Here is a 14,178-nt window from a genome sequence, read left to right on the forward strand (position 1 = left end):
GAATGGTATATATTTAAAACAAAAAGTTGTTCAAGATAAAAATATAATAACGTCTAATTGTGTTGGTTCGTTATTTGAGTTTGGGTTTAAATTAGTTTCAGTCTTAAAAAATGAGAGAGAGAGTAAAGAGTTAGAAAGTAAAATGATTATATGATATAAAAATGTTGTAAAAATCTATATATGTTTATATAATTAATACAATTAAAATTATTGTAGATGTTTTATTATACTTGTCGAACGTTTTTTGTTTTTATCATGTAATAAGGGGGAAGAAAAGTGGAAGTATTGGATACTCTTTTGTGTAAGAGGTTTAAAGATGAAGAAATATTTTTAGAAAAAGTGCAAGATATTTTGAATTATGATATTATTGAATATACATATAGAGATGTTTTTGATTTTTTAGGAAACATGTATTATAGAATAAGAGTAAGACTTGAAAATGAATTTATGGTAGAATTCGTATACTATTACGTAGATGATAATGGTATATGTATATTGGATATTGAATATTAGCAGGTATAGATAAGGCAACATATGTTTATGTTGCCCTTTTATTTTATTTAATTATAGAACAAAAGTTATATAACTTTCGTTAGGTTTAGTTGTAGAACAACTTAAAAGTACTTTACATGCTGAAAGTTTTATATTTATATGATCTAAAAATGATTTTATCATTTCATAAGCTTCACTTTCATCAACATTTGATTCAAAATAGCATTTGTTTTCTTTCAAAGTGATAGCTCTTTTCATATTTGATGGTGATGTGGAAAAATATTTTGAATTTTTCTCACAAATAGTTATGAAAGGTTTTTCATTTAGCATGAATAAAAAAGACAAAAGTTTTACCATAGATTCACTAAGTGTTCTACCTAAAAAAACATTGTCAAATAATTTTAATCCACTTATTTTAATTGAAAATAAATTGAAATCTTCGAGTTTTTTTAATGAATACGTTAGATTTAATTTGTCTTCAATTTCTCCATAATTTTCATTTAAGTTATAAAAGTAATAGTTGTCCTCAGGTATATTTGTGAAAGTTTTTATTTTTGATTCTAAATCTTTAAAATTTGGTTTTGGTGAAATATTTGATGATACTGATATAGCTTCATCTAATTCTATATTTTCGTTATTACTTTGATTAGATTCTAATTCGGGATTGTATGAATTGAGGTATGAAGATATATTTTTTTTGACATTTTGTATGGCATTTAATTTATTAAAATATTTTTTCAAATCTATTTCTGAATTATTTTTAAAGTCTTTTTTTATGTCTTGTAAAGTTAGTAAAAATTCGTCATATAAAAGTTCTTCTATATTTGAATCTAAATTATTTATTTTTGAATTAATTATATTTAATAAATTTTGCATAATAAAACCTCTAAAAATTTCTTAATAATTTTATATTATTTATGTAACATTGTAGTGTTACAAAAAAATTTCAAGTAATTGTAAAGAGTTTTTATTTTGTAGACGATAAAGAGTGTAAGGTTTATATGTTAAATTTAGTATTTTGAAGTTATAGTTTAAAAGTTTTTAAGGAGGATATATGACAGGTAGGAATATTAAAAAGAAATTAGCTAAGAGTGTTGTTATATGTATGGCTTCTCCAGTTATAATTAATTTAGCAGGTGGTGGGGGTGTTCAAGTTAACGCAATGGTTGGTGCTAGAGCAAGAACGGAGAGTGTTTTAAGTAGAACATCAAGTTTGAGTAGTAGTTCAAGTCTTGGAAGAGCTAATCCACTAAGAGTTGGTAATACAGGTATTGGTAGCACTGTTAAATATAAACTTTCAAATACTGAAAAGGTATTAGGAGGTATATCTATAGGTGTTGGTACAATAAGTGTTCTTGGTACTGTTATAGGTTTAGCATTAACTGAAAATCAACTTACTCAAAATAAAAAAATTTATGAAGATGTTATTGATAGAACTTATAACTCTTTTTATGAAGAAAGAGAAAAATACATGAATGATTTATTTGGTCAGTGGGGAGTTCCGGTTCCAGATGAATATAAAAATCCATTGAGTACTAATAAGGAAGAAAAACCGACTCCAGGATTTAGTTTTGGTAAGGGGGAGTAATGTATGTATAATAAATTAAATTTTAGAAATAAAAAAGTTATTGCTTTAAGTACTTTGGCTAGTTTTTGTATTACAACTCCTCTTATTTGTTCAGGTGATGAAGCAAGTGCAAGTATGCTTGCAAGAGCAGGAAGTAGTGCTAGTAGAAGTTTGGGAAGTAGTTTGCGTGGAACAACTGTTAGAAGAACATCTAATACGAGTTCGCGACGACTATCAACAACTTCTGGTTTAAATACTTCAACTAACCGTCTTTCAACAGGTAGTCAATTATCTGCACTTAATCAAAGATTAACTGATTTAGAAATTCAAAGAAATTTAGAAACACAAAAAAATAATCATACTTTTAATAAGGTTGTTATGACTAGTGGACTTATTTCTAGTGCAGCTATTGTTGCAGGAGTTATTGGTGGAGTTGTACAACAATCTAAATTTATTGATTTTTCAAATCAGCAAGCTCAAGCTGATCAAATGGTTCAAGAAGATTTAACTGAGAAGAGATATTATTTCCAAGAGGTTGAAATGCCACGAGCAGAGGAGTATATAATCAATTATTATAAAGAGAATTTTGGTATTGATATTACTAAGCAATAATTGATATGAGTTTAATTGTTAATAATTTAGTTAAATTTTATGGTGATAAGAAAGTTGTGGACAATGTCAGTTTTAAAGTTAACAGAGGTAAAGTTTATGGAATTTTAGGTAGAAATGGTGCAGGTAAAACTACGACGATTAAAATGATTTTAGATATAGTAAATAAAGATGGGGGAGAAGTTTTACTTAATCGGAAGAAATTAGATGTTATAAAAATGAAGGTAGGATATCTTCCTGAGGAAAAGAGTCTTTATTATAAAAATACAGTTAAAGATCAATTAATGTATTTTGCAATGTTATCTGGTTTAAAATCGAGTGTTGCAAAGAAAAGGGTAAAATATTGGATTGAAAGATTTCAAATAGAAGATACCTATAATAAGGTTTTAGATACGTTATCTAAGGGAAATCAGCAAAAAGTTCAAATAATATCAACAATTATAAATGATCCTAAAATTATTATATTTGATGAACCATTTAGTGGATTGGATCCTGTAAATTCTGAAATATTAAGAAATATTGTCATTGAATTTATGAATAGAGGAAAATATATATTGTTTTCTACGCATCAAATGTCTTACATAGAGGAATTTTGTGATAGTATTTCAATTTTAAAAAAAGGTAAACAATGTATTGAAGGTAATCTTTTAAATATAAAGAAATCTTATGGAAGAAAGAAATTGATTTTAGAAATTGAAGGTAATTTACCAGATTTGAGAATTTATGGTGTTGAACATATAGTTAGACATAAAAATTTTTATGAAATAGATATATTTAATGAAAATATAGCAAACACTATACAAAATGTTTTATTTCAAAATAGGGTTAAGATAATTAATTTTAGTTTGCAATATAAGTCTCTACATGAAATTTTTTTAGAGATGGCCGGTGATTGATATATTTAGGGATTTTTTTATAATAGCCAGCTATAATTTTAGAAATACTATTAAAAAAGGATTTTTTAAAATTTTTACCATCGTAATGTCTTTATTAATAATAGTTGGAGTTGTTTTACCAGATTTTATATTTAAATTAGATGTTTTTAAAAGTAGAAATGAATATTTAATTTATATAGTTGATGATAAAAATTATATTTTTGATAATCATATAGATCTTAATTTGTATTCAAGAGATATTGCAAATTTGGTTAATGGAGAATACTATTTTAAACTATTAGATTATGAAGTTAAAAAACAGGAATTAGATAATGAATTAAATGAAGGAAATATTGATGGATATTTAATTGTAAATAGTGAAAATAGTATAGATATCGTTACTTCTGAAAATTATCCTGAATTAAAATTTATTTTAGATAGATTTATTTCTAATAAAAAGTTAGAAAAAATATTTGGATTAAAGAATGATGATATAGAAAATTTGTATATTGATTACAACGTAAAGTCTATAGAAGTTAATAAAAATAAAATAAAAAATATTTTAGAAACATATACATTACCAATAATATTTATGGTATTTACTTATATTACTTTTATAATGTACGGACAACTTATAAGTGTAAATGCAAATATTGAAAAAAATTCAAAGATAGTTGAAATTTTTTTGACTAAAGTTAGGTTATCAAATATAATTTTGGGTAAAGTATTTGGAATTTTATTTGCTGGTATAATACAAGTTTTTTATTTTGTTTTTCTGTTGTTTTTGATTGTTAGTTTATTAAATTATCAAGATTTTCCATTTATAAAAAGTGTAATAAAATTAGATGTTATATTTGTTTTTAGATATTTTATTTATTTTATTTTAGGTTTTATTTTGTATGGGTTTATGTTTTTATTAATTGGGAATATTATTGATAAGACTGAAGATGTGTCAAGTGGTGTGGTACCTATTGTGTTTTTAATTTCATTAGGGTATTTTTTTGCTATGATTAGTTTGCAGTTTCCACAAAATTATTTAATTAATGTTTTAAAATATGTTCCTTTTTTTACACCTTTCGTTGTAATTTCCAATAGTTATAAGATGTTTTTTAGTGAAATTATTATGTTAAGCATTATGGTTGTTTCTATTATAGTTGTTATTATGATTAATATAAGTACATTTAAATCAATAATTAGGTTAAAAGGAAATAAATCTGTTAAAAAAAGGTAATGGAGACTGATTAAAGTTAAAATTTACAACTTAACTATTATTATAGTGGTTGTTGGATCTTCAGGATTTAGGACAAAAAATAACTTTAGATTTTGAGAGGGGTATTGCGTTTGAATTTAAATAATAAGTATTTTGTTAGAGGCTTATTGTTCATTTTAATTGGGTTCATTTTTATACTTTGGAGTTTTGATATTATTAGAATTAATATTTTTGGAATATTTAATTTTGCATTAGCTGTAGCATTGATATTTTATGGTGAAAAATATATTAGATTTATTGATACTAGACCAATAGGTCGTGCAATGATTTTATTAGGTATAGTTTTAATGATTTACAATTTTGGGGTATCCATAAAATTTATTTTGGCAATTGTGTTTTTAGGTTTGGGAATTTATTTTATATTTGTTAAATCAAAGACGTTTATGATTAAGAAAGGCGTTTTTAAAGATAGTAGAAGTGATGTTTATGTGAAAGAAATGTTCTCAGTTATATGTATTAATAATGTTTCAACTAATCTTTCGTCTGTTAAGGTAAGATCTTATTTTTCAGATATTACTTTAGATTTTTTGAATTCTATATTAGAGAGCGTTAATTCTGTTGATTTTGAGCTTACTGCATTTTTAAGTAACGTGAAAATAAATATAAATTCAAGTTGGAATGTTGTTTTGAATGGCGAATATATAAGAAGGATTGAAGGGTCGTATAAGGTAGTCAATATACGATGCAGTAATTTATTTAGTTTAGTTGATATAATGTGATTTTATAAAAAACAATAAAAGGTTAGATTATTAACATTTTTATTGTTTTTTTTATTTGAGTTAAATTATAATTAATATATAAATTTTTAAAAAGGGATAATTTATATGTCTTCAGATAAAAATGTTAGAAAAAAAGAAAATGATCATGAAAAATTTGATATTGATAAACAAGATTTTTGGTTATTAGTTAAATCTGCTTATAAAGTTATATTGCCATTTGTGTTTCTAATAATTGTGATTTATTTTTTGTTTACTTTATTTTTGACAGAGGTTGTTTTATAATAATTTGATTTAAACATATAATAAATATGTTTATTTATAAAAATCTTAAGGGGTGTTATAGATGTCTTTTTTAAAATTAAAATTTGATGATTCAAAGTTAAAAAGTTATATAAATGAGGATGAATTAAGCTTAATAACTCCTCAAGTAAAATTAGCCCATGAATTGTTAAAAAATAAAACTGGTGCTGGAAGTGATTTTCTAGGATGGATAAATTTACCTAATGATTATGATAAAGAAGAATATTCTAGATTGAAAAAGACTGCGGAAAAAATTAGAAATGATGCAGATGTTTTAATTGTTATTGGAATCGGAGGATCATATTTAGGTGCTAAGGCTTGTATTGAGTCTTTGAACACTTCATTTTTTAACTTGTTAAGCAGAGATGAGAGAAAGTCTCCACAAATATTTTTTGCAGGTAATAGTATAAGTTCAACATATTTAAGCGAGCTTATAGAGTTTGTGAAAGATAAAAGTATTTATGTAAATGTAATTTCAAAGTCTGGTACTACAACTGAGCCAGCACTTGCATTTAGATTTTTCAAAGAATTATTGGAAAAAAAATATGGTAAAGATGGAGCAAGACAAAGAATAATTGCTACAACTGATAAAAGTAGAGGTGCACTTAAAAATCTTGCAAATGAAGAAGGATATGAAACTTTTATAATTCCTGATGATGTTGGTGGAAGATTTTCTGTTTTGACACCTGTTGGACTTTTGCCAATTGCTGTCTCAGGAGTTGATATAGATCAACTTATGAAGGGAGCACAAGATGCGGTAAAAGATTTTGAGATTGATGATATAGATAAAAATGATTGCTATAGATATGCTGCTGTTAGAAATATTTTGTATAGAAAAGGATATACAACTGAAATTTTAGCATCTTATGAGCCAAGTCTTTCATTTTTTTCTGAGTGGTGGAAGCAGTTATTTGGAGAGAGTGAAGGTAAGGATAAGAAAGGTATTTATCCATCATCTGTTAATTTGTCTACAGATTTGCATTCACTTGGACAATATATACAAGATGGAATGAGAAATTTAATGGAAACTGTAATAAATGTTGAATCTCCATTGAAAGATATTACTATCAAAGAGATGGAAGGGGACATTGATGGTCTTAATTATTTAACAGGAAAAACAGTTGATTTTGTAAATAAAAAAGCATTTGCTGGAACTTTACTTGCTCATTTAGATGGGGGAGTTCCTAATATGGTGGTTAATATACCTAAGATTAATGCTTATAACATTGGTTATATGATTTATTTCTTCGAAAAAGCTTGTGCTATTAGTGGTCATTTATCAGCAGTAAATCCATTTAATCAAGAGGGTGTTGAAAGTTATAAGAAAAATATGTTTGCACTTCTTGGTAAAAAAGGATTTGAAAGCTTGAAGAGTGAACTTGAAAAAAGATTGTAATTTATAGGATTAAACAACTTATAATTTGATTTTAAATTATAAGTTGTTATTTTTTGAGGTGTAATATGTTTATCAAAGATATGTTTGTTAAAAATATTGATCGAAATATACAAAGTGTTGTTAAAGTTTCGGATAGGGAAGAAAATAAAATTATTGAAATTGATGAATATGTTGTAACTGAAGAAATTTTTCATTGTATTAAAAAGTTTGTGAATTCATATAAAAACACAATATTAACTAAAAATGATGAAATTGGATTTTGGATTTCTGGTTTTTTTGGAAGTGGTAAATCTCATTTTTTAAAAATTTTATATTACATTCTTAATAATTTTGGAATGGATATTTTAATTAAAAATAATAAATGTTTACTTGAAATTGAAGAAGAGATTAAATTTTTATCTAACATTACTAAAGATGTTATTTTGTTTAATATTGATTCTAAAAATAGAAAACATGATTCTATTTTAGATATTTTTGTAAATGAATTTAATTCAATGAGAGGTTTTTCAAATACTCATGGATTTATTTGTGAATTTGAAGAACAACTTGTTAAAGAAAATATTTTTGATAGATTTAAAGCTGAATTTTTAAAATTTTCAGATAATTCTTGGGAAAATGCTAGAGAAGAATTTTATTTTCATAAAGAGAGTTTATTTAAAGCTTTATCCCTAGTTAAAGATTTGAATTATGAGTTATCAGAAGATTATTTTTTGAATATTGAAAAAAATTATAAAATGAATATAGAAAAATTTTCTGAAAAAGTTAAAGCGTACATATTAGAAAAAGGTGAAAATCATAATGTTGTATTTATGATAGATGAGGTTTCACAATTTATTTCAGATGATGTAAATAAAATGTTGAATTTACAGACTATTGTTGAAGAACTTTCTAACAAATGTTTTGGAAATGCTTTTGTTATTGTTACGAGTCATATTGATATTATGGCGATGACGAAAGATAAAAAATATGATTTTTCAAAAATTCAGGGTAGGTTTGCGAGTAAATTTTATTTATCCAGTATTAATATGGATGAAGTTTTATATAAGAGACTTCTTTTGAAAAATGAGGTTTATGAATCTAGACTTAGTGATATATACGATGATAAAAAATATTTTTTGAAAAATATTTTGAAGTTTGATTTTATATCTGATCTTGATATTGTTAAGATGACAAAAAAAGAATTTGTTTCTGCTTATCCATTTTTTCCGTATCAATTAAGACTTTTAAGAGATGTTGTTTATTTTTTAAACTTTCAAAGTTTCTTTCAATTTTTCTGGTGCTAATTACAATTAAAAATAATAATTTTAAATTGATTTTTTTTTATTTTAAAAAATGTTGTTTATTTTATGATAAAAAATAATGTAATTAGTGATGAAATATCAAAAGGTGAGAGAAGTATCATTAATTTTTTTCAGAGGGTTTTAGTTGATTTTAAAAATTATGATATAAATAAAGTTGTTCCGTTTTACATGTTTTATGAGCCAATTTCTGATTTTATTGATTATAATCATAAATATATTTTTTCAATATTAAAAGATTATATAGTTTTAAATTCTTTTGATATAAATATTTTAAAAATACTTTTTTTAATAAAATATGTACCTAATATAGTTCCTACCGTTTATACTATAACTTCACTTATTAGATTTGATATTGATGATAAAAATGATATTAAAAATCAAGTTGTTGATTCTTTGAGAAAACTAATAAGTGAAGGGTTTGTAAATAACGATGGGGATAAGTTTTATTTTTTATCAAAAATAGAGAGAGATATAAATTATAAAATAATAAGAACTAATATTAATTCCCATGAAATAAAAGAATTTTTGTGTGATGAAATTTTTAATAAGATATGTAAAATATCTAAAATTAAATATCAAAATAAAATAAATTTTTCAATTAATCAAATTTTAGATGAGTTAAATTATAAAACATCTTCTAAAAATTTAATTGGGGTAAAATTTTTGACTACAAACTATGATGAAAATTTTAATATTGATTCTATGAGGATTTTATCTAGTATTGAAAATAATGTTATTGTTTATTTAGATAATGATAAAAATCTAATTGAGGAAATTAACATTTATTTAAAGTTAGAAAAATTTTTAAAATATAATAAAACAAATTTGAAAGATAGTTTTAGAGAAATTTTAATTGAAAAAGAAATTGAAGTTAAAAATCGTTTAGAAAGAATTGAAGTTTTAATTGAAGATTCTATTAAAAATTCTCATGTGTTTGTAAATGGTGAAAGTATATCTACGAATTTTTTAGATGCTAATGATATTTTGAAGAATGCTGTTAGTCAACTTATATTTTGTAGGTTTAATAAGTTTAGTTACATAAATAAATTTGTGGAAAATTCTAAAAAAATAATTGAGATTTTTGAAAATGAAGATGCTTTGAATGAAGTATTGAGGTTGAATTCTCTTTTTTTGAATGAATTATTTGATTTTATTAGTGAGTTTGAAAAAGTAAATCTTATTGATGTTGTTAATTATTTTAAAAATATTCCTTATGGGTTTAATCGATACGATGTTTTATTTGGGATACTTTATTTTTTGAAAATTGGGAAAATATTGTGCAATTATAATTTTAGAGAAATTATAGAATCAATCTCAGATAAAAATTTTATAAACAAAATTGAAATTAGTAAATCCTGTGATATAAGTGAGAAGGAATTTAATTTTTGTAAAAAAATTCTAGGAGAAATTTTTAATAAGAAATATTTGTTTAATAATTTTCAAGATTTTTTTGAACAATGTAAAGTTGATTTAGAAAATTTAAATTTAAAAATATGTAAGATAAAAAATCTAGTAGATGAAAATTATTTATATCCTGGAAAAACTCTTGTGTATGATTTAGAAAATATTATAAATAATTTAATAAATAGTACTTCTAATGAATTTATGAATTTATTAAAACTTTAAATTACAATAAAGATATTGTTGAGAATTTTGAAAAATTTGAGATAGTTTATAATTTTTATAACAGTATTCAATTTGAAATTTTTAATCAAGGTATAAGAGTTTTTGAAGTTTTTATGAAAGATAAAAATTTTATAGATGATGAAAATTTTAAAAATAATGCTTTAATGATAGAGAAAATTTTGAAAAGTGAAAATCCTTATAGTAGTATTTCAAAGCTTAAAATTTACATAAATGATTTTTTGGAAATTCATAAAGAGATTTTAAATAATAATTTTAAAATTATAGATGATTTTATTGAAAATGAAATTTTAAATTTTCTAGATTTAGAAGTGATAAATGAATTGAAAAATAAATTAAAGAATTGTAGTAGTTTGTTTGATGTTTATGGCGTTAAGATGGAAAGTATTTTTATTAAAGAGAAAAATTTGAAATTAAAGGGTTAATAAGTATGAATAAAAATATTGTCAAAAACTTTGCAATTTGGGCTAGAAAAAGTTTAATAAAAGAGGTAACAGATAAACTTGTTCTTATTGGAATTACAAAAAATGAAATTAAAGATAGTATTTCAAAAAGTTCAGATTATGCTGAGTATGAAATTGGAAATTTACAGACATATAAAATTTATGGACATGATTTAATTAAGAGAGAAATACTTGTAAAAAAAATAAATGAAAAAGGTTTTGATTTTGTTGTAGAGGAAGTTGCTTATACTTGGTTTAATAGAATAATTGCAATTCGATTTATGGAAATAAATGAGTACCTTCCATCTGGAATTAGAGTTTTGTCTTCTTTAAATAAAAATAAGATAGAACCAGATATAATTACATATTTTAATGATTTGGATTTTTCGATTGATGAGGAATACGTTTCTTCTTTAAGGAGAAACAATCAGATGGACGAGTTATTTAAATATTTATTTATTAAACAATGTGATTCATTAAATGAAATTTTACCAGGACTTTTTAAGAAAACAAATGATTATATAAATCTTTTATTTCCAGTAAGTCTATCTAATGAAAATAGTTTTATTAGAAGAATTGTTAAAGATATTGATGAAAGATATTTTTTAGATAACGTTGAAATAATAGGATGGCTTTATCAATATTACATCATTGAAAAGAAAGATGAGATATTCAAGAAGCTTAAACAAAATATTAAAATTTCTAAAGAAAATATTCCGCCAGTAACTCAAATTTTTACTCCTAAGTGGATTGTAAAATATATGGTTGAAAATTCACTAGGAAAATTTTATATGGAAAATAATAGTGGTTTTAAATTTTCCTGTGATTTAAATTATTATGTTGAAACAAATTTAACTCAAGAAAAAGAGTTTGAAAAAATTGTTCCAGAAGATATAAAAATAATTGATCCTTGTATGGGAAGTGGACATATTTTAGTTTACGCTTTTGATTTGTTGTTTGAAATATATAAACAAAATGGGTATTTAGAAAGTGAAATTCCATATTTAATTTTTGAAAATAATTTATTTGGAATTGATATTGATGATAGAGCGTATGAACTTGCATATTTTGCACTTATGATGAAAGGACGAAGCAAATGCAGGAAATTCTTTAACAGAAAACATATAAAATTTAATTTTTATCCCATAGTTGAGAGTAATGAAATTTATGAAAGTGTTGTAAGTAAAATTCAATCTTTAAATGATACTCAAAAAGAAGATGTATTATATTTGTTGGATTTATTTAAGGATGCAAAAGAATATGGATCATTGTTATCGGTTAAGAAATTAGATTTTGATTTACTTGAAAGAGATATTTATGAAAATTTATCTGATAGTGAATTAGATTGTATGGAAAAAATCATTAATACAGCCAAGCTTCTTAGTAATCAATATCATATAGTCATAACCAATCCTCCGTATATGAGCAGTAGGGGAATGAGTGAAAAACTTACATTATATTTAAAGGAACATTATCCAAATAGTAAGATGGATTTATTTTCAGTTTTTATTGAAAGAGGATTTGAGCTTACATATGAAAATGGATTTAATGTTATGCTTACAATGCAATCATGGATGTTTTTATATAAATTTGAAAAATTAAGGAGATGTATTTTTGAAAATAATACAATAATATCTCTTTTGCACATGGATAATAATGTTATGTCTATAGCTTTTGGTACAAGTGCTACGATTTTTAAAAAGAAGTTTATGGAAGATTATGAAGGTATTTATAATTACGTAAAATGCGAAGATTTAAACAGTGATGGTGAACTATTAGAATTTCCAGTTTTGAAAAATAGAAATTCAAAAATAAAGTTAAGATGTTTTTATGATGTACCAGGATTTCCTCTTAATTATTGGATAAGTGATAGAGCAAGAGAAGTATTTAGAAAGTTTAAACCTCTTAAAGAATATTTTGAGCCAAAGCAAGGAATGGCTACAACAGATAATAAAAACTTTATTAGATACTGGTATGAAATAAATAAAGATGATATAGAATTCAATTGCAAATCACATGATGACCTTAAGAATATTAATAAAAAATGGTTTCCTTATAACAAAGGCGGAGATTATAGAAAATGGTATGGAAACAATGAGTACATAGTTAAGTATGAAAATGAAGGTAGAGATTTAATAAGATTTGTTAGAGATAAATATCCTAAGATAACAGATCCTGAATTTGTAATAAAGAACAGAAAATATTATTTCAAAAAAGGAATTACATGGTCGCTTTTTGGATTTAAAAATTTTGGCGTTAGATATAAAGATTATGGTTTTATATTTGACGTGTCGGGTTCGTCTATTTTTCCAGATGAAAAGTATGAAAATTATATTTTATCTTTTTTGTGTTCTAATGTGTGTTTTTATTTGTTGTCCTCTATAGCTCCAACAGTTAATTTTCAAATTGGAAATATAGGAGATCTTCCTATTATAATAGATGATTCATATTTAGAAGAAATAAATTTTTTATCTAATAGAAATATTTATTTGTGTAAAAAAGAATGGGATTTTTATGAGACTTCATGGGATTTTAAAACTCATCCTGCTATTGAGTTTAAAGTTAATTCAAGTTTGAAGGATTCGTTTGAAAATTTTAAAAAAGAAATTGAGATAATGTTTAATGAAGTAAGAGAAAATGAGGAAAGAATAAATAAAATTTTTAAAAAGATTTATGGGTTTAATGAAGAAGTTTCAGAATTTGTAGAAGATGATAATATTTCAATTAGAAATGTAGATGAAAAAAGTTTTGTTGAATCTTTTATAAGTTATTTTGTTGGATGTGCTTTTGGAAGATATTCTCTAGACTATGCTGGAGTAATTGGGAACTCAAATAAAATTTTAAATAGAGAATATAGTAAATTTTATCCTCAAAAAGACAATCTAATAATAATTTCTCAGGAAGAATATTTTAAAGACGATATTTATAATTTATTTTTGAAATTTTTGTGTGATGTTTTTGGGGAAGAATTATTGGAAGAGAATTTAAAATTTATATGTAAGGCGTTATCTTACAAGAATGTTAATTATAGAGAAAATATAAATCAATATTTTTTGAGAGATTTTTTTAAAAGTCATAACAAAACTTACAATAAATGTCCAATATATTTAGAATTTTGTTCGGGAAAAAATAATGGAATAAATGCGTTAACATATATGCACAGATTTTCTACAGAAGATATTTTAAAATTTAAAATTAATTATTTAGATGTAATAGAACAAAAATATGAAAATGAAATTTTAAGATTTGAGAATTTATATGAAAATGAAAAATTTTTGAAATCCAAAAAATATAAAGAAAATTTAATACTAAAGCTTGATGAATGTAAAAAATACAAAGAACTTATTTCTTTTGCATGTAATTATTCTTTAGATATTAATTTAGAAGATGGTATGGCGAATAATTACGAAAAACTTCAAAATATTAAAGTCTTAAATTCGCAAACATTATTTAAATAAAATATATTATGCTAAATTTTGGTAAATTTAAGCTGTTTTTAGTTGAATAGGTATCCTCAAATAAAGTATAATTGATTAAGAATATTTTAGTAAAATTAATTTAA

The 14,178-nt window shown here is 23.5% G+C and carries 13 protein-coding genes; 12 read left to right on the plus strand and 1 reads right to left on the minus strand.

From position 1 onward, the window contains the following. Window positions 1-276: 276 nt before the first annotated feature. Entirely contained in the window at window positions 277-513 is a 237-nt protein-coding gene (locus tag A6P36_RS00900; protein ID WP_066760328.1) for a hypothetical protein, read from the plus strand. A 51-nt stretch (window positions 514-564) separates the two neighbouring features. Here the strand turns inward: A6P36_RS00900 and A6P36_RS00905 are convergent, their stop codons facing one another. Then, window positions 565-1,368, minus strand: coding sequence for a hypothetical protein (locus A6P36_RS00905; protein WP_066760329.1), 804 nt, complete (start codon window positions 1,366-1,368; stop codon window positions 565-567). 178 nt (window positions 1,369-1,546) lie between these two features. Here A6P36_RS00905 and A6P36_RS00910 point away from each other — a divergent pair, with 178 nt between their 5' ends. The 11 genes from A6P36_RS00910 to pglX all read left to right on the plus strand — a co-directional run bounded on the left by A6P36_RS00910 (window position 1,547) and on the right by pglX (window position 14,074). Beyond that, a complete protein-coding gene (locus A6P36_RS00910) occupies window positions 1,547-2,080 on the plus strand; it encodes a hypothetical protein (RefSeq protein ID WP_066760330.1) in 534 nt (177 codons plus the stop codon). A 3-nt stretch (window positions 2,081-2,083) separates the two neighbouring features. Next, complete coding sequence (locus A6P36_RS00915; protein WP_066760331.1) at window positions 2,084-2,671, plus strand: hypothetical protein; 588 nt, start codon at window positions 2,084-2,086, stop codon at window positions 2,669-2,671. Between the two features lie 5 nt (window positions 2,672-2,676). After that, window positions 2,677-3,564 (plus strand): ABC transporter ATP-binding protein, encoded by an 888-nt coding sequence (locus tag A6P36_RS00920; RefSeq protein WP_066760332.1) that lies wholly within the window; start codon window positions 2,677-2,679, stop codon window positions 3,562-3,564. Further along, window positions 3,557-4,774: an ABC transporter permease gene (locus A6P36_RS00925; protein WP_242861597.1), complete on the plus strand. Its 1,218-nt coding sequence runs from the start codon at window positions 3,557-3,559 to the stop codon at window positions 4,772-4,774. Before A6P36_RS00920 ends, A6P36_RS00925 begins: the two co-directional genes overlap by 8 nt. 110 nt (window positions 4,775-4,884) lie before the next feature. After that, window positions 4,885-5,532, plus strand: a complete 648-nt coding sequence (locus tag A6P36_RS00930; protein WP_066760333.1) for a hypothetical protein — start codon at window positions 4,885-4,887, stop codon at window positions 5,530-5,532. 105 nt (window positions 5,533-5,637) lie between these two features. After that, complete coding sequence (locus tag A6P36_RS00935; protein ID WP_242861598.1) at window positions 5,638-5,814, plus strand: polysaccharide biosynthesis protein; 177 nt, start codon at window positions 5,638-5,640, stop codon at window positions 5,812-5,814. A gap of 61 nt (window positions 5,815-5,875) precedes the next feature. Next, complete coding sequence (locus A6P36_RS00940; protein ID WP_066760335.1) at window positions 5,876-7,228, plus strand: glucose-6-phosphate isomerase; 1,353 nt, start codon at window positions 5,876-5,878, stop codon at window positions 7,226-7,228. Window positions 7,229-7,293: 65 nt separating this feature from the next. Next, window positions 7,294-8,511 carry a BREX system P-loop protein BrxC gene (brxC, locus tag A6P36_RS08295; protein ID WP_242861599.1) on the plus strand — a complete coding sequence of 406 codons (1,218 nt, stop codon included), beginning with the start codon at window positions 7,294-7,296 and terminating at the stop codon, window positions 8,509-8,511. Window positions 8,512-8,574: 63 nt separating this feature from the next. Beyond that, window positions 8,575-10,155: a hypothetical protein gene (locus tag A6P36_RS08300; RefSeq protein ID WP_242861600.1), complete on the plus strand. Its 1,581-nt coding sequence runs from the start codon at window positions 8,575-8,577 to the stop codon at window positions 10,153-10,155. Between the two features lie 113 nt (window positions 10,156-10,268). Beyond that, window positions 10,269-10,598, plus strand: a complete 330-nt coding sequence (locus A6P36_RS08305; protein WP_242861601.1) for a hypothetical protein — start codon at window positions 10,269-10,271, stop codon at window positions 10,596-10,598. 5 nt (window positions 10,599-10,603) lie between these two features. After that, window positions 10,604-14,074, plus strand: coding sequence for a BREX-1 system adenine-specific DNA-methyltransferase PglX (gene pglX / locus A6P36_RS00950; protein ID WP_066760336.1), 3,471 nt, complete (start codon window positions 10,604-10,606; stop codon window positions 14,072-14,074). Window positions 14,075-14,178: the final 104 nt, after the last annotated feature.

Origin of the sequence: Candidatus Arthromitus sp. SFB-turkey, assembly GCF_001655775.1 — a bacterium.
Classification (GTDB): Bacteria; Bacillota; Clostridia; order Clostridiales; family Clostridiaceae; genus Dwaynesavagella; species Dwaynesavagella gallinarum.

Excerpts from the sequence above, each read along its gene's own strand:
- A6P36_RS00920 (WP_066760332.1), top strand. The coding sequence starts at position 2,677 with ATGAGTTTAATTGTTAATAATTTAGTTAAATTTTATGGTGATAAGAAA.
- A6P36_RS08305 (WP_242861601.1), top strand. The coding sequence starts at position 10,269 with ATGAAAGATAAAAATTTTATAGATGATGAAAATTTTAAAAATAATGCT.
- A6P36_RS00940 (WP_066760335.1), top strand. The coding sequence starts at position 5,876 with ATGTCTTTTTTAAAATTAAAATTTGATGATTCAAAGTTAAAAAGTTAT.
- A6P36_RS00915 (WP_066760331.1), top strand. The coding sequence starts at position 2,084 with ATGTATAATAAATTAAATTTTAGAAATAAAAAAGTTATTGCTTTAAGT.
- A6P36_RS00935 (WP_242861598.1), top strand. The coding sequence starts at position 5,638 with ATGTCTTCAGATAAAAATGTTAGAAAAAAAGAAAATGATCATGAAAAA.
- brxC (WP_242861599.1), top strand. The coding sequence starts at position 7,294 with ATGTTTATCAAAGATATGTTTGTTAAAAATATTGATCGAAATATACAA.
- A6P36_RS00905 (WP_066760329.1), bottom strand. The coding sequence starts at position 1,368 with ATGCAAAATTTATTAAATATAATTAATTCAAAAATAAATAATTTAGAT.
- pglX (WP_066760336.1), top strand. The coding sequence starts at position 10,604 with ATGAATAAAAATATTGTCAAAAACTTTGCAATTTGGGCTAGAAAAAGT.
- A6P36_RS00910 (WP_066760330.1), top strand. The coding sequence starts at position 1,547 with ATGACAGGTAGGAATATTAAAAAGAAATTAGCTAAGAGTGTTGTTATA.
- A6P36_RS08300 (WP_242861600.1), top strand. The coding sequence starts at position 8,575 with ATGATAAAAAATAATGTAATTAGTGATGAAATATCAAAAGGTGAGAGA.